At 69.8% G+C, this 20,439-nt stretch carries 19 protein-coding genes; 14 read left to right on the forward strand and 5 right to left on the reverse strand.

Translation table 11 applies throughout. The features are described 5' to 3' along the window. Positions 1-62: 62 nt before the first annotated feature. Positions 63-734, forward strand: coding sequence for a helix-turn-helix domain-containing protein (locus AB0G47_RS18650; RefSeq protein ID WP_360770692.1), 672 nt, complete (start codon positions 63-65; stop codon positions 732-734). A gap of 5 nt (positions 735-739) precedes the next feature. Further along, positions 740-1,432 (forward strand): aspartate/glutamate racemase family protein, encoded by a 693-nt coding sequence (locus AB0G47_RS18655; RefSeq protein ID WP_360770695.1) that lies wholly within the window; start codon positions 740-742, stop codon positions 1,430-1,432. Positions 1,433-1,547: 115 nt separating this feature from the next. Here the strand turns inward: AB0G47_RS18655 and AB0G47_RS18660 are convergent, their stop codons facing one another. Then, positions 1,548-2,522 (reverse strand): RNA polymerase sigma factor SigF, encoded by a 975-nt coding sequence (locus AB0G47_RS18660; protein ID WP_360770697.1) that lies wholly within the window; start codon positions 2,520-2,522, stop codon positions 1,548-1,550. Positions 2,523-2,760: 238 nt separating this feature from the next. Here AB0G47_RS18660 and AB0G47_RS18665 point away from each other — a divergent pair, with 238 nt between their 5' ends. From AB0G47_RS18665 to AB0G47_RS18690, 6 genes are all read left to right on the forward strand, one after another. Further along, the gene (locus AB0G47_RS18665) at positions 2,761-3,129 is read left to right on the forward strand and encodes an STAS domain-containing protein (RefSeq protein ID WP_360770700.1); all 369 of its coding nucleotides are present in this window, start codon (positions 2,761-2,763) and stop codon (positions 3,127-3,129) included. 264 nt (positions 3,130-3,393) lie between these two features. Beyond that, complete coding sequence (locus tag AB0G47_RS18670) at positions 3,394-3,909, forward strand: ATP-binding protein (protein WP_360770703.1); 516 nt, start codon at positions 3,394-3,396, stop codon at positions 3,907-3,909. 207 nt (positions 3,910-4,116) lie between these two features. After that, positions 4,117-4,839, forward strand: coding sequence for an LPXTG cell wall anchor domain-containing protein (locus AB0G47_RS18675; protein ID WP_360770706.1), 723 nt, complete (start codon positions 4,117-4,119; stop codon positions 4,837-4,839). An 83-nt stretch (positions 4,840-4,922) separates the two neighbouring features. Beyond that, positions 4,923-5,894 (forward strand): DUF916 domain-containing protein, encoded by a 972-nt coding sequence (locus tag AB0G47_RS18680; RefSeq protein ID WP_360770708.1) that lies wholly within the window; start codon positions 4,923-4,925, stop codon positions 5,892-5,894. A gap of 140 nt (positions 5,895-6,034) precedes the next feature. Beyond that, a complete protein-coding gene (locus tag AB0G47_RS18685; protein WP_360770876.1) occupies positions 6,035-7,171 on the forward strand; it encodes a hypothetical protein in 1,137 nt (378 codons plus the stop codon). Next, positions 7,168-8,514 (forward strand): hypothetical protein, encoded by a 1,347-nt coding sequence (locus tag AB0G47_RS18690; protein WP_360770711.1) that lies wholly within the window; start codon positions 7,168-7,170, stop codon positions 8,512-8,514. The genes AB0G47_RS18685 and AB0G47_RS18690 overlap by 4 nt, the downstream gene beginning before the upstream one ends. Before the next feature lie 452 nt (positions 8,515-8,966). Here AB0G47_RS18690 and AB0G47_RS18695 read toward each other — a convergent pair whose 3' ends face one another. Further along, positions 8,967-9,794: an alpha/beta hydrolase gene (locus AB0G47_RS18695; protein WP_360770714.1), complete on the reverse strand. Its 828-nt coding sequence runs from the start codon at positions 9,792-9,794 to the stop codon at positions 8,967-8,969. A 104-nt stretch (positions 9,795-9,898) separates the two neighbouring features. After that, the gene (locus tag AB0G47_RS18700; protein WP_360770717.1) at positions 9,899-11,425 is read right to left on the reverse strand and encodes an oligopeptide:H+ symporter; all 1,527 of its coding nucleotides are present in this window, start codon (positions 11,423-11,425) and stop codon (positions 9,899-9,901) included. Positions 11,426-11,850: 425 nt separating this feature from the next. Between AB0G47_RS18700 and AB0G47_RS18705 the strand changes: the two genes are divergently transcribed. Further along, entirely contained in the window at positions 11,851-12,528 is a 678-nt protein-coding gene (locus AB0G47_RS18705) for a response regulator transcription factor (RefSeq protein WP_266866199.1), read from the forward strand. A 170-nt stretch (positions 12,529-12,698) separates the two neighbouring features. Then, the gene (locus tag AB0G47_RS18710; protein WP_360770721.1) at positions 12,699-13,979 is read left to right on the forward strand and encodes an ATP-binding protein; all 1,281 of its coding nucleotides are present in this window, start codon (positions 12,699-12,701) and stop codon (positions 13,977-13,979) included. On the opposite strand, the gene AB0G47_RS18715 is transcribed toward AB0G47_RS18710, so the two are convergent. Beyond that, complete coding sequence (locus AB0G47_RS18715) at positions 13,976-14,500, reverse strand: GtrA family protein (protein ID WP_360770879.1); 525 nt, start codon at positions 14,498-14,500, stop codon at positions 13,976-13,978. The genes AB0G47_RS18710 and AB0G47_RS18715 overlap by 4 nt on opposite strands. Positions 14,501-14,709: 209 nt before the next feature. Between AB0G47_RS18715 and AB0G47_RS18720 the strand changes: the two genes are divergently transcribed. The 3 genes from AB0G47_RS18720 to AB0G47_RS18730 are packed head-to-tail and all read left to right on the forward strand — an operon-like array spanning position 14,710 to position 17,601. Further along, complete coding sequence (locus AB0G47_RS18720; RefSeq protein ID WP_360770724.1) at positions 14,710-15,849, forward strand: 5-(carboxyamino)imidazole ribonucleotide synthase; 1,140 nt, start codon at positions 14,710-14,712, stop codon at positions 15,847-15,849. Beyond that, the gene (purE, locus tag AB0G47_RS18725; protein WP_360770727.1) at positions 15,846-16,391 is read left to right on the forward strand and encodes a 5-(carboxyamino)imidazole ribonucleotide mutase; all 546 of its coding nucleotides are present in this window, start codon (positions 15,846-15,848) and stop codon (positions 16,389-16,391) included. Before AB0G47_RS18720 ends, purE begins: the two co-directional genes overlap by 4 nt. Before the next feature lie 4 nt (positions 16,392-16,395). Then, positions 16,396-17,601, forward strand: a complete 1,206-nt coding sequence (locus AB0G47_RS18730; RefSeq protein WP_360770730.1) for a dipeptidase — start codon at positions 16,396-16,398, stop codon at positions 17,599-17,601. A 77-nt stretch (positions 17,602-17,678) separates the two neighbouring features. Here the strand turns inward: AB0G47_RS18730 and AB0G47_RS18735 are convergent, their stop codons facing one another. Further along, positions 17,679-18,836: an acyl-CoA dehydrogenase gene (locus AB0G47_RS18735; protein WP_360770732.1), complete on the reverse strand. Its 1,158-nt coding sequence runs from the start codon at positions 18,834-18,836 to the stop codon at positions 17,679-17,681. A gap of 189 nt (positions 18,837-19,025) precedes the next feature. Here AB0G47_RS18735 and AB0G47_RS18740 point away from each other — a divergent pair, with 189 nt between their 5' ends. Then, positions 19,026-20,369, forward strand: coding sequence for a UDP-glucose/GDP-mannose dehydrogenase family protein (locus AB0G47_RS18740; protein WP_360770735.1), 1,344 nt, complete (start codon positions 19,026-19,028; stop codon positions 20,367-20,369). The last annotated feature ends 70 nt before the right edge of the window (positions 20,370-20,439 follow it).

Here is a 20,439-nt window from a genome sequence, read left to right on the forward strand (position 1 = left end):
CAGTGGCATAAGGCATCAAGAGGCAAAGGCTCACGGGGGGCGAGCAGGGCTAGGATGACGCCATGGCGGACAGCGAGACGGGTACGACGGGCGGCGGCGGGCGGAGCGAACTGCCGCTGCGCGAGCGGAAGAAGCTGCGTACGCGGCGGGCGCTCGTCGAGACGGCGCTCCAGCTGTTCGGCGAGAAGGGCTTCGGCGCCGCCACGCTCGACGAACTCGTCGAGGCCGTCGAAGTCTCCAAGCGCACCTTCTTCCGTACGTTCGCCTCGAAGGAGGACGTCGCACTCGCGCCCGAGCGGGAGCTCTGGCGGGCCTATGTCGAGGACATCGGCGAGCGGACGTTCGCGGGGGAGCCGCTGCTCGCCGTCTTCAAGCGTTCGCTGTACGTCGCCGTGGCGGGGATGGAGGACGGCTGGGAGCGGCGGTTCCTGGCGAGCCGTGCCCTCGCCGATGCCACGCCCGCGCTCAACGCCCACAGCCTGCGGCACTGCGCGGAGGTCACCGACGAGGTCGTCGCGATCGCCGTCGCCGGGCTCGGCCCGGGGCCGGGTGCGGACATCGGCCCGCTACGGGTGCGGCTGCTTCTGGAGTTGATGCTCTCGGCGTGGCGCGCTGCGCTCAAGGAATGGTCCACTCCGGGTGGAGAGCAGGACCGCGCGGCGCTGGTCGCGCACATGGACGCCACGTTCGCCGTGATCCCCACGGTCCTCGAACTGGCCGCGACGGAGAGGTGACATCCATGAAGACCATCGGGCTGCTGGGCGGCATGAGCTGGGAGTCCAGCTCCGCGTACTACCGGCTGCTCAACGAACTCGTACGGGAGCGGCTCGGCGGGCTGCACTCCGCCCGCTGCGTGCTGTACTCCGTCGACTTCGCGGAGATCGAGGAGCTGCAGGTCGCGGGGGAGTGGGAGCGGGCCGGGGAGCTGCTCGCCGCTGCCGCCAAGGGAGTTGAGACGGCCGGCGCCGACCTCGTGCTGATCTGCACCAACACCATGCACAAGGTCGCCGACCAGGTGCAGGGCGCCCTCTCCGTGCCGCTGCTCCACCTCGCGGACGCGACCGCCGACGCGGTGCTCGACGCAGGGGTGCGGCGTGTGGCGCTGCTCGGCACCGCGTTCACCATGGAGCAGGACTTCTATCGGGAGCGGCTTGTCTCGCGGGGGTTGGACGTCCTTGTTCCGGATGCGGCGGGGCGGGCGCTCGTGCACCGAGTGATCTACGAGGAGTTGTGCGTGGGGGTGGTGCGGGACGAGTCCCGCGCGGCGTACCAGGGGGTCATCGCCGATCTCGTACGGGGCGGGGCCGAAGGCGTCATCCTCGGCTGCACCGAGATCGAGCTCCTCATCGGCCAGGAGCACAGCGAGGTCCCGCTGTTTCCGACCACCCGGATCCACGCGGAGGCAGCCGTCGCGGCGGCGCTGCAGAGCTGAAAGCAGCTGCAGAGCTGAAAGCAACAGACAGCTGAGAAAATGCAATCGCCGGACGGGCAGCTCAATTCATTGAGCCCGTCCGGCGATTGAGGACAGCTTGGGCAACGCTCGGGGATCACTCCTCGACGGTCAGACCCTTGCGGAGCTTGACGAGAGTTCGTGACAGAAGTCGCGACACGTGCATCTGGGAGATGCCGAGCTCGTCGCCTATCTCCGACTGCGTCATGTTGGCGACGAAGCGGAGCGACAGGATCTTCCGGTCGCGCGGCGGCAGTTCGGCGATCAGCGGCTTCAACGACTCGACGTACTCGATGCCTTCGAGCCCGTGGTCCTCGTAACCGATGCGGTCCGCAAGCGCGCCCTCGGAGTCGTCCTCCTCCGGCTGGGCGTCCAGCGAGCTTGCCGTGTACGCGTTGGAGGCGGCCATGCCCTCCACGACCTCGTCGTTGGAGATGCCCAGGCGCTCGGCGAGCTCGCCCACCGTGGGGGCGCGATCGAACTGCTGGGCGAGTTCGTCGCCCGCCTTGGCGAGGTCCAGTCGGAGTTCCTGAAGGCGGCGCGGCACGCGCACCGACCAACTCGTGTCGCGAAAGAAGCGCTTGATCTCACCGACGATGGTCGGCATGGCGAAGGTGGGGAACTCGACGCCGCGGCTGAGCTCGAAGCGGTCGATCGCCTTGATCAGGCCGATGGTGCCGACCTGGATGATGTCCTCCATCGGCTCGCTGCGGGAGCGGAACCGGGAGGCGGCGAACTTCACCAGGGCGAGGTTGAGTTCGACCAGCGTGTTGCGGACGTACGCGTACTCGTGCGTGCCTTCCTCGAGCGACTCGAGGCGTTCGAAGAGCGTCTTGGACAGGGCCCTCGCGTCCAGCGGCCCCACCTCGGCGTACGGCGGGATCTCGGGGAGATCGGCGAGCCCGTGCTCCAGGGCTTCCGTGTCTGTCACGGCCTGCAGGGCCGGAGGGACTTCCGGCGTGCCGTCCGTGCGGGGGCCCGGGATCGCTGTCTCGATGTGGTGCGTCGGGAGTGTCGACGTCGCTTGGTCAGTATGCGATTCGTCGAGCCGGGGTGACATGGTGTCCTCCATCGTTCTCGGCATATGGCTGCCGATGCCAATACGTGCACTGCGGTGTGCGGCGCCTCCAAAGCCGTCCGTGTTGATTGCTGTCTCTTCTACCCCTACCCGCTTCCACAGCCCGGTCGCAAGTGCGTTCTGCGACGAAATGTCCGAATTCGGGGGGATGTTCGGGTACCCGGGGCGTACAGAGGGCGGTAATGTTCGAGGGCGTCATCAACAGCCACGACGGTCGGAAGTGAGTGACGGAATGGACCGCGGGACGGTCGGCAGCGCACATCGGGGCCGACTTCTGGTCGAAGTGCGAGGAGAGGGCCCGAGTGCCGTCGTGACTCCGGCGGGTGAGTTGGATCACCACACCGCCGATCTGTTGCGTGAGCCACTCGAGAGCTGCCTCGACGACGGCTTCTCGCGCCTTGTCATCGACTGTTCGAGGCTGGAGTTCATGGACTCCACGGGACTCAACGTGCTCCTGGGGGCCCGGCTCAAAGCCGAGGCCGCGGGAGGCGGAGTCCATTTGGCGGGAATGCAGCCGGTGGTGGCCCGGGTCTTCGAGATCACCGGGGCCGATGCGGTCTTCACCGTCCACGAGACGCTAGAAGCGGCGCTGACCCTCTGAGCGGGCGCCCGGCTCACGGAACGTACCCAAGAGTTACGCGCCAGTTGTCTCTGCGTGATCGTCGCGTTACCAGCGTCACACGGGTCGCACCGAATAAGTGGGTGTTCTCACGGTTCGGCCGGGCAGGAGACACCCTGGATCCGTCAGCAGAAGTCCGGTCAGGAGTCCCGTCGGAAGTCGCGCCAGAAGTCCCGTCAGAAGTCCCTAAATCAATCTTGTCCAGTTACTTGTCCAGAGTCCCCTTGTCGGTGAGGTGAAGCGCTGATGAGCACCACCCGGCCTTACTCGCCGGGCGACCGCGGCCCGGAGTCGGAGGCCGCCGTCGCGGACGCTCCCGAGGGCCCGGCCCCCGCGGCTGCGGTCGGTCAGGGTCGCCAGGTCCGCAGGCTGAGCCTGAACGGCGCGAGCGGCATCGTCCCGCTCGCCCGGGACTTCGCGCGCCAGGCCCTGCAGGCGTGGGGCTGGCTGCCCGCGGCGGGCGCCGACCAGCGCGCGGCCGCGGAGGATGTTCTCCTCGTCGTCTCCGAGCTGGTGACCAACGCGTGTCTGCACGCCGAGGGTCCGGACGAGCTGTGGCTCTCCTCCGACGCCAAGGTGCTGCGCATAGAGGTCTCCGACCGCGGCGCGGGCCAGCCGGCGCCGCGCACGCCGCACCGCGCGGGGCGGCCCGGCGGGCACGGGATGTTCATAGTGCAGCGGCTCTGCCTGGACTGGGGGGTCGTCAGGACCCCCGGTGTCTCCGGCAAGACGGTGTGGGCGGAGCTGAGCGCGCCCGTGTAGGGCGCGCTCGGGCCGCCCTGTGTAGCGCCCGCCCAATTCCCCCTTGGGTTACCCACGGTTCGTTCACGCGCCGGATCACTACAGATCCGGCGCGTTCTTTGTCTTCCCTCGGCAAGGCCCCGGGCGTACCTTGAGCGCCCAATCTGATGTGCCGTCAGTAAATCCGCACCCCGCGGCACGCCACGACCGGCATGAGGGGAACCTGAGGTGTCTCACCAGAAACGAAGGGCCGCACTCGCGCTCGCCACGGCTCTGGCCGGTGGCTCGGCGGTGCTGATGGCCGCCCCCGCCGCGCAGGCCGAGGTCCAGGACGTCAACTACCAGTGCAAGACGCCCATCGGGAACAAGGGCGCGGTCTCGCCGATCGACATCAAGAGCGTCAAGAGCGGCAGTGGCTACAAACTCACCATGTCCTTCCAGAAGGGCGTCTCTTCCAGCCCCGTGGAGCTCGGCAAGGGCGCGATGAAGCCGAGCGCGCTGATCAAGCTGGGCGGCGCCGAGAGCGGCACGGTCCCGGTGTCCGGGGCGCCCAACGACAAGGCGATCCCCGCCAACACCCCCATCAAGATCAGCGACCTGACCGGGACGTACACGCCGAAGAAGAGCGGCAAGGTCACCTTCACCGCCGGTGTCCTGACCATCAAGGCGCTCGGTACGACGACGACGTGCACCCCGTCCAACAGCCCCAAGCCCTCGCTCTCCCTTGACGTGGAGGGATCGGGCGGCGGCGGCACCACGGGCGGCGGATCGAGTGAAGACAGCGGCTCCGGCGGCTCGGCGAGCCCCCCCTCCGGCGGCGACGAACTCCCGCAGACCGGACCCGCGGACTCCGCGATCGCGCTCGGCACCCTGGGCGGCACGGTGCTGCTCGCGGGCGCGGCCGGTGCGCTGTGGCTGACCCGCAGGAACCAGGCGGCGCGTTCGCGATAGGCGCGGTGCGCGGCGTCGTGGGGACGCGGTGACCGCGCGCGCCCTCATTCCGACCGCCGCGTACGAAGACCCAGGAGCCGCCGATGCCGTCGCTGCTGTCCGTTGCCCGCGCTCTCCCCCTGGCCGTGGCCCTACTGGTGACGGGCGCGGCCGTGGCGACGCCCGGGTACGCCGACGAGTCCGGAGCGTGGTCCGTCGCGCCGTCGGCCGGAGGCGGGACGCGGCCCGCGAAGGACGGGCGGCCCTACTTCTATGTGGAGGGCACGCCCGGTTCCGTCCTCGAGGACACGGTGACGGTCACCAATCCGGGGTCGAAGCCGCGCACGATCGAGCTGACCGGCGCGGACGCGGACAACACACGGGGCGGCGCCTTCTCCCTGGACCGGGGGAAGCCCACCGACACCGGCTCCTGGATCACCTTCGCCCGGCGCAAGGTGAAGGTGCCTCCGCGCACCCGCGCCGAGGTGCCGTTCAGCGTGAGCGTCCCCGAGGGCGCCATACCGGGCGACCACCCCGGCGCGATCGTCGCGCGCGGCGGCGGGCGCGACGCGGGGGTCCGTGTGCATCTGCGGGTCAGCGGTCCCACGCTGTCCGCGCTGACGGTGGAGAAGGTGAAGGCGGAGGGTTCGCGCATCACGTACGACATCGTGAACCGCGGCAATACCGTCCTGACCCCGAAGCTGGCGATCCGCGCCGAGGGCCTCTTCGGCACCCTCCTGGACCGCCCCGCCCGCCCCCTCCCGATCGAACTCCTCCCCGGCCGCAGGGTCACCCTGACGGAACCGTGGAAGGACGCGCCGTCCCTCGACTCCGCCGAGGTGACCCTCACGGTGACGGCGGCGAGCGATGCCAGGGACGAGGCATCAGCCTCGGTGCGCTTTGTGCCGTGGGGCTGGGTGGCGGGGGCCGCGCTGCTGGGGGCGGCGGGGGCGGCGTTCTGGTTCGTACGGAGACGCCGGGAGGCAACGGACGAACCACCGCCGCATGAGCTTGAACAGGGCATCAGGGAACGTGAGTTGACGGCAGCGGGCACGGGAAGGGACGAGCGACTGTGAACGACTCCCCGTTGTGGGCAGGCGTTCCGCACGGCGAGTGGGGTCTCCCCTGCTCGAGCGGAGCCGAGAGCTTGGGGAAGGGTGGGCACAACGCTGCACTGCCGGGCACTGGTAAGCGAGGCGGCAAGTGGTGCATGGCCATGGCCGCCGCGCTCGCGGCACTCGCGGCGCTGCTGCTCCCGGCAGCTCAAGCCACAGCCGCCGACAAGCCGAAGGTCACCCTCTCCAAGGCCCAGGCCGGCAAAGGCGGCGACATCACCGTCAAGGGCAAGGCCTGGCGCCCCGACGCCCTCCTGATGATCCTCATCTGCGGCCAGGCCACCCCGGCCAGAGGCGTCCCCGGCGGCACGAACTCCTGCGCCAACGCGGAGGGCCTCGCCGTAACCACCAAGAGCGACGGCACCTTCACCAAGAAGCTCCCCGTTGCGGAGCCTCCGGAGCCCTGCCCCTGCGTGGTCCACGTGGCGACCGTAACGGGGGAGAAGGCCCAGGCGGACGCCCCCTTCAAGGTCGCGGGCCACCCGGTCGAAGCCCTGTCCGAGCAGCAGGGCGGCGGCAGGCTCTCCGTCCTCACCGACACCCGCCTGGAAGGCTCCAGCGGCGTACTGACCTGGTTCGGCGCCCCGCCGTCCCGCAAGCTCGTCTTCACGGTGGGCAACGTCGGCTCCGCCCCCGTCAAGGACCCGATCTTCCAAGTGGGCACCTCCCACGGCGTGTTCGCCCCGCAGTGGGAGGAGCAGCAGTGGCGCGGCACCATAGCCCCCGGCAAGAAGGCGCAGATCATACTGCCGGTGGAGCTCTCGGCGGGAGCGCACGGCAGCTACCTGGTCTCGCTGAAGTTCGGCGGCAAGGTCCTCGCCGAGCAGCCCTGGGGCGTCGGCCGCCCCTGGGGCGTCACCCTCTTCTGGATCCTGCTCTGCGTGGTCGTGCCGGCGGCCGTCTTCCGCATCGGCATGGCGGTGGTGGACAGGCTCCGCCCGAACCGCCGAGGCGGCGCGCGCAGCCGTTCCGCGGGGCGGCACCGCACCGGCAGGCTCGCCGAACTCACCGACCGGCTGCCGAAGTTGCGGCTGCCTCAGGGGGCGGTCGCGGCGGATCAGGCGGCGCGCGGCAAGCAGCGTACGAAGCCGGCCGTCACGGAGGAACCCGGTACGCAAACGACCGCCCTCCCGTGGTTCACCCCTGACACCGACCCCGGCGGGACCGCACCCGCCGGACAGCTCTCCGCACCGTCAGAGAACAGCCCGACGACGAATACGACGAAGGGAAACACGTGATCAGCAAACGACGGAGAGCGGGCGCGGCCTCGGTCTCGCTCCTCCTTGGCGGGGCGGGCATCCTGTTTGCGGCGGGCCCCGCGCAGGCGGCCGAGGTGGCGTACAAGACGGAGTGCATCCCGCCGGCGATCTCGGGTCTGCCGCCGGTGCAGGGCACCACGAAGGTGGAGATCACCGCGCCGGCCACCGCGAAGGTGGGCGACGAGGTCGAGGTCGTATGGAAGACGACCCAGGCCGCGTCCAAGAACCCGGACATCCTCGACCTCGACAAGGACACGGTGAAGCCGACCGGCACCATCAAGGTGGCGGGCGGTCAGACCGGGGACCTGGCGATGGCGGGCGAGCGGGTCAATCCGCCGATCAAGAAGAACAGCCCGATGGTCCTGTCCGGCATGAAGGGCAAACTGAAACTGACCAAGGCGGGCGACGTCACGCTCACCCCGGACGCGTACAACATCAACGTCAGCAAGCCGATGTCGACCGACACCAAGTGCACGCCGAAGGAGGAGGTCAAGGCGGGCGCGACCATCAAGGTGACGGACGGCGGCGGTAGTTCAGGCGGCGGTACGTCAGGTGGCTCGACCGGCGGGGACACCGGCGGGACGGGCGGTTCGTCGGGTGGCGACACCGGTGGTGACACGGGCGGCGACACGGGAGGCGGCTCGACCGGCGGCTCCACCGGCGGAGGCGGCGGCGAGACCGACTTCACCGGCAAGGAAGTCCAGATCCCCTACAAGTGCAAGACGCCCATCGGCGACAAGGAAGCGACGTCCCCCGTCCAGATCGACGCGAAGAAGGACGGCGGGAACTACGGCCTGACCGTGCAGTTCAAGAAGTCCGTCATGGACAGCCCCGCCGACATCCCCGCGGACTCGGTGAAGCCGTCGATGGAGGTCAAGCTGGGCGGCGCGGACAAGGGCACGGTGCACGTCGAGGGCCCCACCAACAAGGAGCCCATCAAGTCCGGCGAACCGATCAACATCCCTGACCTGACCGGCACTTACAAGCCGGGCGCCGACGGCAAGTCGACGCTCTCGCCGGGCGTCCTGACGGTCGAGGCACTCGGTACGACGACGACCTGCACGCCGGCCAAGACGGAGGTGTCCCTGGAGATCGACACGGCGGCCCAGCCCGGCGGCGCGGCCGGCGGGTCCGGATCCGCGGGCGGCTCCGACACGGGTGGCTCCGCCGGGGGTTCGTCCTCTGGTGGTGGTGACCTCGCCGAGACCGGCGCCGACGACAACGGCGCGCTGCGGGCCCTGGGCCTGGTCGCCGGCACGGTGATCCTGCTGGGCGGCGCGGTGTTCACGTTCCTGCCGAGGCGGAGGGGCGGCCTGCGCTAGCGCTCTGCTGGGGGTGCGGGGAATTCTGCGGGGCCGTCGTGGCTGGTCGCGCAGTTCCCCGCGCCCCTTACGGGGCGCCCCTCGGCGCCCCTTAAGAGTGCTCCCGTAGCCACCGCAGCGCGGCCCGCTTGAGGCGTGGCTCCTTCAGGAGTACGCCCCCGTGAGCGGCCCCGGGCTCGACGGGCACGGTGGCGTCCCTCATCCTCAACTCCTGTTGCGTACCCGCGAGTTCCGTCGAGTGCGCGACCGGCACGAAATCTCCCGCCGCGCTGTGCGGACGAGGCGGCGGGCCGCCCGCCGTCCGCCCAGGCGCGGTAGGGCGAGGTGACGGGGGAGAGGGCGACGACGCCGCGGACCCGCGAGGCACCTGCCCCGTACGCCCCGGCGCTCAGGGCCTTCAGGCGAGGGCCGGGCATCCGGCGTTCAGGTGGCCGGCCATGCGGTGACCCTGCCTAGGCGCTGTGCTCGCGTAACCACCCCAGCACCAGTCGCCTCAGCTTGGGCGACTTCAGGAGTACGCCCCCATGCGCCGCTCCCGGCTCGACGCGCACGGTGGCGTCCGTCATCCCCAACACCGCCTGAGATCGGGCGAGTTCATCCGCGTGTGCGACCGGCACGAAGTCCCCCGCCGAGTGGGCGAGGAGCATGGGCGCGTCGTCCGCGCCCGATGCGTGCGACGTGGCGGCGAGGTCGCCCCACTGGTTCCAGCACCACTGCCCGCCCCGGTCCGGCGAGCACCCCGCGAGCAGTTGGGCCGACCGCCGAAGCCCGCGCTGCGCGGACGAGGCGGCGGGCCGCCCGCCGTCCGCCCAGGCGCGGTAGGGCGAGGCGACGGGGGAGAGGGCGACGACGCCGCGGACCTGCGAGGCACCGGCCCCGTACGCCCCGGCGCTCAGGGCGAGATGCCCGCCCGCGGACGATCCGAGCACCAGCGGCCGCTCGCCCGACCGCAGCGCCACCCACCGCAGCGCCGCGAGCACGTCGTCGCGCTGCGCGGGCCAGGCGGCGTCGGTGGCGAGCCGGTAGTCGGTGTCGTACACGGTGAACCCCTGCCCGGCGAACCACCGGGCCCAGCCGCTCCAGTCGGTGTCCCGCACCCAGGACCCGCCGTGCAGGATCAGCAGGGCGGGGCCCCCGTCGCCGTACACGGTGAGGGTCTGCCGAGGGTGGCCCCCGTACGGGAAGGTCTTGCCGGGCGGCGGCTCGGGAGCGGCCTGCACGGCGGCACTGGACGACAGCAACGCCACACTCAGGGCGAGGGCCGGCAACGTACGACGCATGGCCAGATGCTTCACCGCCCTGCGGCCCCGCGCCCGCAGAATCGCGAAAGGCCGCCGCACCGGGTGGTGCGGCGGCCCTCAGTTCGAGCGTGGGTCTATGCGGGTCAGCGCACGTCGCCCATGAGCGCCCTGACCTTGTTGCGGGCCGTGTAGACCGCGAAGCCGGCGAGCACCGCGGCCGCGGCCTCCAGGGCGACCATGCCCCGGCCGTTGAGGTCGACCCCGGCGATGGCGAGCATGCCGGTCACGCTGTCACCCGCGGTGACGGCGAGGAAGAAGACTCCCATCATCTGGGAGGCGTACTTCGCGGGCGCCATCTTCGTGGTCAGGGACAGTCCCACCGGGGACAGGCACAGCTCGGCGACCGTGTGCATCAGGAAGATCAGCACCAGCCACCACATGGTGACCTTCGTGTCGCCGGTGGCCATGCCCATCGGGACGAGGAACACGAAGAACGAGGCGCCGGCCACCACGAGGGCGATCGAGAACTTCACGATCGTGCTGGGCTCGCGGTCGCTGCGGGCCATCTTGATCCACACGGCGGCGAAGACCGGGGCGAGCAGCATGATGAAGCCCGGGTTCAGCGACTGGAACAGGGTGTTCGGCATCTCCCAGCCGAAGATGTCCCGGGAGGTGCTGGAGTCACCGAAGAGGGACAGCGTCGACGCGCCCTGGTCGAAGATCATCCAGAAGATCGCGGCGGCCACGAAGAACCAGATGAACGCCGTCATCTTGGTCTGCTCTTCGGTGTTGAGGTCCTTGTCCCGCTTGATCTTGACCAGTACCGCGACCGGGATCAGCAGACCGGCCACGGTGATCGGGAGCAGCGCCCAGTTGAGGGTGAGCCGGTAGACGTCGGTGAAGGCCACGACGGAGTAGAACGCCGCGATCACGGCGACGGCGGCCAGCGTCTTGACGATGACGCCGCGCTTCTCTTCGGCGGACAGCGGGTTCGGGACCTTGCTGCTCTCCGCGGACAGGTGGCGGGAGCCGACCATGAACTGGATCGCGCCGAGCGCCATGCCGATCGCGGCCAGGCCGAAGCCCAGGTGCCAGTTGACCTTCTCGCCGAGGATGCCGATGGCGAAGGGCGCGGCAAAGGCACCGAGGTTGATGCCCATGTAGAAGATGGTGAAGCCACCGTCGCGGCGGAGGTCCTTCGGGTCGCTGTAGAGCTGGCCGACCATCGTCGAGATGTTGGCCTTCAGCAGACCCGAGCCGACCGCGACCAGGGCCAGACCGACGAAGAACATCGCCGAGCTCGGCAGGGCCAGGCACACATGGCCGGCGACGATCACGATGCTCGCGATGGCGACGGTCTTGCGGGCGCCCCAGATGCGGTCGCCGATCCAGCCTCCGGGCATGGCCATGAGATAGACCATGGCCACGTAGACGGAGTAGATGGCCGTGGCGGTCGCTGCGGTGTACGCAAGGCCGCCGCCCTGGCTGCCGGTGGCGGCGTCGGCGCCGCCGGAGACCAGGTAGAGCACGAGCAGAGCGCGCATGCCGTAGTAGGAGAAACGCTCCCACATCTCGGTCATGAAGAGTGTGGCCAGTCCGCGGGGGTGGCCGAAGAAGGTCTTCTCAGAGCCAGGGGTACTGGCCGAGTCCTTCGTCAGGCTGGACGCCATGGTCGATCCTCGTGGGTTCGGGACGCGCGGCAGGAGCGTGTGCGCGCCCGGTGGGGGGCGGTCGGCACCGGCGTCTCACGACTCCGAGATCCACGCCCTGGGCGCAACATCACGCGCAGGGCCCGACCACAGGTCATTCCTTTCAAGGCTGGCTTGAGCCAACCCGCACATAAAAGAGACCTAAGGCGCGCACAGCGGGCCAAAGGTCCTTGAGTAGTGCATCAGGCGTTGGGTCACCATACGCCACGACAGTGCGGCATATGAAAGGACTTGAGAGATGGATCACAGGTTATGACGGAACCAACAGCCCACATTTAAAGGTGATTCTCAGGATCGCACCACATAGCCGCAGGGTTCCACCGTAAGCATTCGATCAGCTGTCGATCACCCCACGGCGGTCGTCCGTCGCGGACTACCATCACCCCATGACCCGTGTACTGCTCGCCGAGGACGACGCGTCCATCTCGGAGCCGCTGGCCCGCGCCCTGCGCAGGGAGGGCTACGAGGTCGAAGTCCGTCAGGACGGCCCGACCGCCCTCGACGCAGGTCTGCAGGGCGGCGTCGACCTCGTCGTACTCGACCTGGGGCTGCCCGGCATGGACGGCCTGGAGGTGGCCCGCCGGCTCCGCGCCGAGGGGCACACGGCGCCGATCCTCATCCTGACCGCCCGCGCCGACGAGGTGGACACCGTGGTGGGCCTGGACGCGGGCGCCGACGACTACGTGACCAAGCCCTTCCGCCTCGCCGAGCTGCTCGCCCGGGTCCGGGCCCTGCTCCGGCGCGGCGCCACCGAGCCGCAGCAGCCGCCGGCCACGCACGGCGTGCGGATCGACGTCGAGTCGCACCGCGCCTGGATGGGCGAGGAGGAGCTCCAGCTCACGGCCAAGGAGTTCGACCTGCTGCGGGTCCTGGTCCGCGACGCGGGCCGGGTGGTCACCCGCGACCAGCTGATGCGCGAGGTCTGGGACACCACGTGGTGGTCCTCCACCAAGACCCTGGACATGCACATTTCCTGGCTGCGCAAGAAGCTGGGCGATGATGCGGCGAACCCGAGGTACATCGCGACGGTACGGGGCGTGGGTTTCCGCTTCGAGAAGAGCTGATCCGGGCCTGAGGAGCGCCCCGCAAGGGGCGCGGGGAACTGCGCGAGCAACCACGATGAACCCGCACTCGCCGTAGAACCGCCGGAGGCAGACGCGTCTGCGGACCGGTGGGGGCTTGCCGCGCAGTTCCCCGCGCCCCTGACGGGGCCCGTATCCAGGACACTGGGTAAATGCGCCGCCGCCTGATCAGCTCCACGCTAGCCGTGGTCCTCGTAGTCATCGCCGTCTTCGGAGTGAGCCTCGTCGTCGTAGAGACGAGGACCATCAGCAGCAGCGCCCAGGAGCGAGTCACCTCCGAGGCCGTCCGCCTCGCCGGCATCGTCGACAGCCGGCTCATCAGCGACGAGCGGATCAACGCCGGGATCCTGCTTGACGTGGCCGGGGTCGACAACGACCGCTACGCCCTCATCGAGATCCCCGGCCGCGCCCCCATCGAGATCGGCAGCCGCCCCGGCGGCGACGTCATCCGGGCCACCGCGGACGGCGAGGAGGGCGAGCGGGTCACTGTCGAGGAGCCCCGCACCGCGGTCACCCAGGAGGTCGGCCGCACGCTCCTGATCATCGGCGCCGTCGCGCTCCTCGCGATCGTCGCCGCCGTACTCCTCGCCGTGCGCCAGGCCAACCGCCTGGCATCCCCGCTCACCGACCTCGCCGAGACCGCCGAGCGCCTCGGCTCGGGCGACCCTCGGCCGCGCCACAAGCGGTACGGGGTGCCGGAGCTCGACCGCGTCGCGGACGTCCTGGACGGCAGCGCCGAGCGCATCGGCCGCATGCTGACCGCCGAGCGCCGCCTCGCCGCCGACGCCTCGCACCAGCTGCGTACGCCGCTGACGGCCCTCTCCATGCGCCTGGAGGAGATCACCGTCACCGACGACCTGGACACGGTCAAGGAGGAGGCGACGATCGCGCTCGCGCAGGTCGAGCGGCTCACCGACGTGGTGGAGCGGCTGCTCACCAACTCCCGTGACCCGCGCACCGGTTCGGCCGTCTCCTTCGACCTGGACGAGGTCATCAAGCAGCAGCTGGAGGAGTGGCGCCCGGCCTACCGCAGCGCGGGCCGCGCCATCGTCAGCTCCGGCAAGCGGAATCTGCAGGCCGTGGGCACGCCGGGCGCGGTCGCCCAGGTCCTGGCCGCGCTGATCGAGAACTCGCTTATGCACGGCGGCGGCACCGTCGCCCTGCGCACCCGCGTCACCGGCACCCAGACGGTCGTCGAGGTCACGGACAACGGCCCCGGAGTCCCCGCCGACCTCGGCGCACGGATCTTCGAGCGCACCATCAGCGGCCACAACTCGACGGGTATCGGCCTCGCCGTGGCGCGCGACCTGGCCGAGGCGGACGGCGGCCGCCTGGAGATGCTGCAGACGAAGCCGCCGGTGTTCGGCCTTTTCCTCTCGCGTACGCCGCCGCAGAAGCGCGACGGCGGTGACGGCGGGGAAACGGTCCGCTAGCGGGTCCGCTGCACGGTGCGCCGGGGGGCCCTGGAGGGCTCGGGCTCCGCGTCCAGGAACGATTCCGCATGGGCGACGGCCTCCCGCGCGGGCAGCGTCTTGAACACCCAGGTGCGGTACGACCAGAAGCGGAAGCAGGTGGCGATGCCGATGCCGAGGAACTTGAAGAGGTTGGACTCCAGGCGGCCGTCCCAGCCGAAGCCGTACGTCGCCGCGTAGAGCACGCCGTTCTCGATCACCAGGCCGACGAGGCTGAACAGCAGGAAGAGCGTGAGCTCCTTCGTCCTGCCGCTCTTGTCACGGTCCTTGTACGTGAAGTAACGGAAACCGATGTAGTTCACGGCGATCGCGACGACCGTGGCGATCACGCTCGCGCGCACGACCTGCAGGTCGGAGACATGGCGTACGAAGTTGAAGACGCCGAAGTTCACCACCGTCCCGACCGCTCCCACGGCCCCGAACTTGACGACTTCGCGCGCGAGCCGATCCAGCCGCACCCGTAGTGCGCCACGTTCCGTCATGGTGGTCGCCCCAACCCCCGTCGATTCGAATTTGGTCGTGTCGACGATGTGGTGATTCGGTCGCGTCAACCAAGCCATGCTAACCAGCGCCCCCCGTCCGCCGCGCGCGGACGCCTCCACACTGTGGCGGCTCTGTGACGGGAGAGGCCGTGGGGGGCGCGGAATCCGGCCGTTCTCCGATGGCCGATACAGGCCGATACCCTGGGGGTGTGACGTTCCCGGTAGTCGGCATGGTCGGCGGCGGTCAGCTCGCCCGCATGACCCACGAGGCGGGCATCCCCCTCGGCCTCAGATTCAAGCTCCTCAGTGACACCCCTCAGGATTCCGCGGCGCAGGTCGTCAGCGATGTCGTCATCGGCGACTATCGCGACCTCGACACGCTGCGTGACTTCGCGAGGGGCTGCGACGTGATCACTTTCGATCACGAACACGTACCCACCGAGCATCTACGGGCCCTGGAGGCGGACGGCATCCCCGTGCGTCCGGGGCCCGACGCGCTGGTGCACGCCCAGGACAAGGGCGTGATGCGCGCGAAGCTCATGGAGATCGGCGTGCCGTGTCCACGCCATCGGATCGTGAAGGACCCGGCCGATGTGGCCGCCTTCGCGGCCGAGGGCGACGGCTTCCCGGTCATCCTCAAGACGGTGCGTGGCGGCTATGACGGAAAGGGGGTGTGGTTCGTACGTTCCGTCGCGGACGCCGAAGAACCCTTCCGGGCCGGTGTCCCCGTGCTCGCCGAGGAGAAGGTCGATTTCGTACGCGAGCTCGCGGCGAACGTCGTGCGCTCACCGCACGGCCAGGCCGTGGCCTACCCCGTCGTCGAGTCGCAGCAGGTCGACGGCGTCTGCGACACCGTGATCGCCCCGGCGCCCGGCCTCGACGCGGCCCTCGCCCTGCAGGCCGAGGAGCTGGCGCTGCGCGTCGCCAAGGACCTCGGCGTGGTCGGCCACCTGGCGGTCGAGCTCTTCGAGACGACCGACGGCCGCATCCTGGTCAACGAACTGGCGATGCGCCCGCACAACTCGGGCCACTGGACGCAGGACGGCGCGATCACGTCCCAGTTCGCCAACCACGTCCGCGCGGTGCTCGACCTGCCGCTCGGCGACCCGCGCCCACGCGCGAAGTGGACGGTCATGGCCAATGTCCTGGGCGGCGACTACCCGGACATGTACCAGGCGTACCTGCACTGCATGGCGCGCGACCCGCAGCTGAAGATCCACATGTATGGCAAGGACGTGAAGCCCGGACGCAAGGTCGGCCACGTCAACACCTACGGCGACGACCTGGACGACGTGCTCGAGCGCGCCCGTCACGCAGCCGGCTATCTCAGAGGAACGATCACCGAATGAGCACGTCTCCTGTGTCCCCCGTGGTCGGCATCGTCATGGGCTCGGACTCCGACTGGCCCGTCATGGAGGCGGCGGCCAAGGCGCTCGACGAGTTCGAGATCCCCTACGAGGTCGACGTCGTCTCCGCGCACCGGATGCCGCGCGAGATGATCGCGTACGGCGATGAAGCGGCCGACCGCGGTATCAAGGTGATCATCGCGGGCGCGGGCGGCGCGGCGCATCTGCCGGGCATGCTGGCCTCGGTGACCCCGCTCCCGGTCATCGGAGTCCCCGTCCCGCTGAAGTATCTCGACGGCATGGACAGCCTCCTCTCCATCGTGCAGATGCCGGCCGGTGTCCCCGTGGCGACGGTGTCGGTCGGCGGCGCGCGCAACGCGGGCCTCCTCGCGGCCCGCATCCTCGCCGCGCACGACCCCGAACTCCTCGCCCGTATGCGGGAGTTCCAGCAGGAGCTGAACGAGCAGGCCACGGAGAAGGGCAAGCGGCTTCGGGCGAAGGTCGAGGGAGCGGGTTCCGGTTTCGGCTTCGGCTCGGGAAAGTAGCGGCATGACTTCCCTGGACAGTGCCAGTGCCTCTCTGGACGATGCCCGCTCCTTCCTCGCCGACTTCCCGGTGGTCGACGGCCACAACGACCTGCCGTGGGCGCTGCGCGAGAAGGCGGGTTACGACATCGACCGCCTCGACATCGCGGCCGACCAGACGGGCAACCTCCACACGGACATCGCCCGCCTGCGGGCGGGCGGTGTCGGCGCGCAGTTCTGGTCGGTGTACGTCCGCACGGACCTGACCGGCGACGCGGCGGTCAGCGCGACGCTCGAACAGATCGACTGCGTCGAGCAGTTGCTGGCGCGCCATCCCTCGGCTCTGGCCCGCGCCCTGACGGCCGCGGACATGGAGAAGGCCCGCACCGAGGGCCGTATCGCGTCCTTGATGGGCGCGGAGGGCGGCCACTCCATCAACAACTCCCTTGCCACGTTGCGGGCGTTGCACACGCTGGGCGTGCGCTACATGACCCTGACGCACAACGACAACATCGCGTGGGCGGACTCGGCGACGGACGAGCCGGGCGTCGGGGGCCTGTCGGCCTTCGGCCGTGAGGTGGTCCGGGAGATGAACCGCACGGGCATGCTCGTGGACCTCTCCCATGTGGCGGCGACGACGATGCGGGCGGCACTGGACACGTCCGTGGCGCCGGTGATCTTCTCCCACTCGTCCGCGCGGGCGGTGTGCGACCACCCGCGCAACATCCCGGACGACGTCCTGGAGCGCCTGTCGGCGAACGGCGGCGTGGCGATGGCGACGTTCGTCCCCAAGTTCGTCCTCCAGGCCGCGGTGGACTGGACGGCGGCGGCCGACGCGAACATGCGGAAGCACGGCTTCCACCACCTGGACACGACGCCGGAGGCGATGAAGGTCCACGCGGCCTTCGAGGAGTCGACCCCGCGCCCCGTCGCGACGGTCTCCACGGTGGCGGACCACCTCGACCACATGCGCGAGGCGGCGGGCGTCGACCACATCGGCATCGGCGGCGACTACGACGGCACGGCGTTCACCCCGGACGGCCTCGACGACGTCGCGGGCTACCCGAACCTGATCGCGGAACTCCTCGACCGCGGCTGGTCCCGCGGCGACCTCGCGAAGCTGACGTGGCAGAACGCGGTACGGGTCCTTGCCGCCGCGGAGGACGTGGCACGGGACGTCCAGTCTCGCCGGGGCCCGTCGGTGGCGACGCTGGAGCAGCTGGACGCCTGATCCCAGGGCCCGCACGAAGTCGCCCTCGCCCCAAGTAAGGGGCGAGGGCGACGAACGTACCGGTGAGAGCGCAGGCGCTAGGGAAGGTTGCGGGCCATCACGATCCGCTGGACCTGGTTCGTGCCCTCGTAGATCTGCGTGATCTTCGCGTCGCGCATCATCCGCTCGACGGGGTAGTCACGGGTGTAGCCGTAGCCGCCGAGCAGCTGGACGGCGTCCGTGGTGACCTCCATCGCGACGTCCGACGCGAAACACTTCGCCGCCGCACCCTGGAAGGTGAGGTCGGCGTCGCCGCGCTCGGACTTCGCCGCCGCCGCGTACGTCAGCTGACGTGCCGCCTCGATCTTCATGGCCATGTCCGCGAGCATGAACTGGATGCCCTGGAAGTCCGCGATCGGCTTGCCGAACTGCTTGCGCTCCTTGACGTACCCCTTGGCGTAGTCGAGCGCGCCCTGCGCGATGCCGAGTGCCTGGGCCGCGATCGTGATGCGGGTGTGGTCCAGGGTCTTCATCGCCGTGGCGAAGCCCGTGCCCTCCTCGCCGATCATGCGGTCGGCGGGGATGCGAACGTTGTCGAAGTAGACCTCGCGGGTCGGCGAACCCTTGATGCCGAGCTTCTTCTCCGGGGCGCCGAAGGAGACACCCGGGTCCGACTTCTCGACGACGAAGGCGGAGATGCCCTTCGAGCGCTTGGTCGGGTCGGTGACGGCCATGACCGTGTAGTACTCGCTCACGCCCGCGTTGGTGATCCAGCGCTTCACGCCGTTGAGGACCCACTCGTCCCCGTCACGGACGGCCTTCGTCTTCATGCCGGCCGCGTCCGAACCCGCGTCGGGCTCGCTCAGGCAGTACGAGAACATGCCGTCGCCCTTGGCGAGCGGCGACATGTACTTCTTCTTCAGCTCCTCGGAGCCGGAGAGGATCACCGGGAGGGAGCCCAGCTTGTTCACCGCGGGGATGAGCGAGGACGAGGCGCAGACGCGTGCCACCTCCTCGATCACGATGACCGTGGCGAGCGCGTCGGCGCCCGCGCCGCCGTAGCTCTCCGGTACGTGCACCGCGTGCAGGTCATTGGCGACGAGAGCGTCGAGCGCCTCCTGCGGGAAGCGGGCCTCCTCGTCGACGGCCGCGGCGAACGGTGCGATCTTCGCCTCGGACAGCGAACGGATCGCGTCGCGGAGCATGTCGTGCTCCTCGGACGGGCGGTACAGGTCGAAATCAGCCGATCCGGCCAAGGTCTCTCACGCTCCAAGGACGCTAATTACCGTTAAGTAACCCAAATTTTAGTGGTCGGCCCACGGGACGGATACGTGACCTTCCTGACAGCGGGCAGCAAGGGGACACCGACGGCGAAAACGTGCCCCGTCAGAGGCCCGACTATGCTCGGGCACCGCACTGACGGCCGTAGACCCCTGGAGCACCGCATGGCCCTCAAGATCACCGTGATCGGCACCGGCTATCTCGGCGCCACGCACGCCGCGGCCATGGCCGAGCTCGGCTTCGAGGTGCTCGGGCTCGATGTCGTGCCCGAGAAGATCGAAATGCTGCAGCGGGGCGAGGTCCCGATGTACGAGCCCGGCCTGGAGGAACTGCTGCGCAAGCACGTCGCCGGGATCGAGGGGTCGAGCGGGCGCCTGCGCTTCACCATGGACTGGGCCGAGGTCGCCGCCTTCGGCGACGTCCACTTCGTCTGCGTGAACACTCCGCAGAAGCACGGCGAGTACGCCTGTGACATGAGCTACGTCGACAGTGCCTTCGCGCAGCTGGCCCCGCATCTGACGCGGCCCGCCCTGGTCGTCGGCAAGTCGACCGTGCCGGTCGGTTCCGCGGACCGCCTCGCGCGCGAGCTGGCCGCCGCCGCTCCGGTGGGCGCGGACGCCGAGCTGGCCTGGAACCCGGAGTTCCTGCGGGAGGGCTTCGCCGTGCAGGACACGCTGCACCCTGACCGCATCGTGGTCGGCGTACGCAGCGCGCACGCGGAGAAGCTGCTGCGCGAGGTGTACGCGGGTCCGGTCGGCGAGGGCTCGCCCTTCGTCGTGACGGACTTCCCGACCGCCGAGCTCGTGAAGACCTCCGCCAACTCCTTCCTCGCCACGAAGATCTCCTTCATCAACGCGATGGCGGAGGTCTGCGAGGCGGCGGGCGGCGATGTCGTGAAGCTGGCGGAGGCGCTCGGGTACGACGACCGGATCGGCAAGAAGTTCCTGCGGGCCGGTATTGGTTTTGGTGGTGGCTGTCTGCCGAAGGACATCCGGGCCTTCATGGCGCGGGCCGGGGAGCTGGGCGCCGACCAGGCGCTGACCTTCCTCCGCGAGATCGACTCCATCAACATGCGGCGGCGCGGCCAGATGGTCGAGATGGCGCGCGAGGCGCTGGGCGGCGGGTCGTTCCTGGGCAAGCGGGTCGCCGTCCTCGGCGCCACCTTCAAGCCCGACTCGGACGACGTCCGTGACTCGCCCGCGCTGAACGTCGCCGGGCAGATCCACCTCCAGGGCGGTCAGGTCACGGTGTACGACCCCAAGGGCATGGCGAACGCCCGCCGCCTCTTCCCGACGCTGGCGTACGCGGAGACCGCGGTGGACGCGGTGCGCGGCGCGGACGTCGTCCTCCACCTGACGGAGTGGCGAGAGTTCCGTGAACTGGATGCTCAGTCGCTGGGCGAGGTGACTTCGGCGCGGCTCATCCTGGACGGGCGCAACGCGCTGGACCCGCAGGTGTGGCGTGCGGCCGGCTGGACGTACCGGGCGATGGGTCGCCCGGCGGCCTGAGGATTCCCCGTAAGACGTCGTCGGCCGGGCTGGAATTTTCCAGCCCGGCCGACGAAGTATTTAGCCCGTC

The organism is Streptomyces sp. NPDC021622 (assembly GCF_040640795.1).
GTDB lineage: Bacteria > Actinomycetota > Actinomycetes > Streptomycetales > Streptomycetaceae > Streptomyces.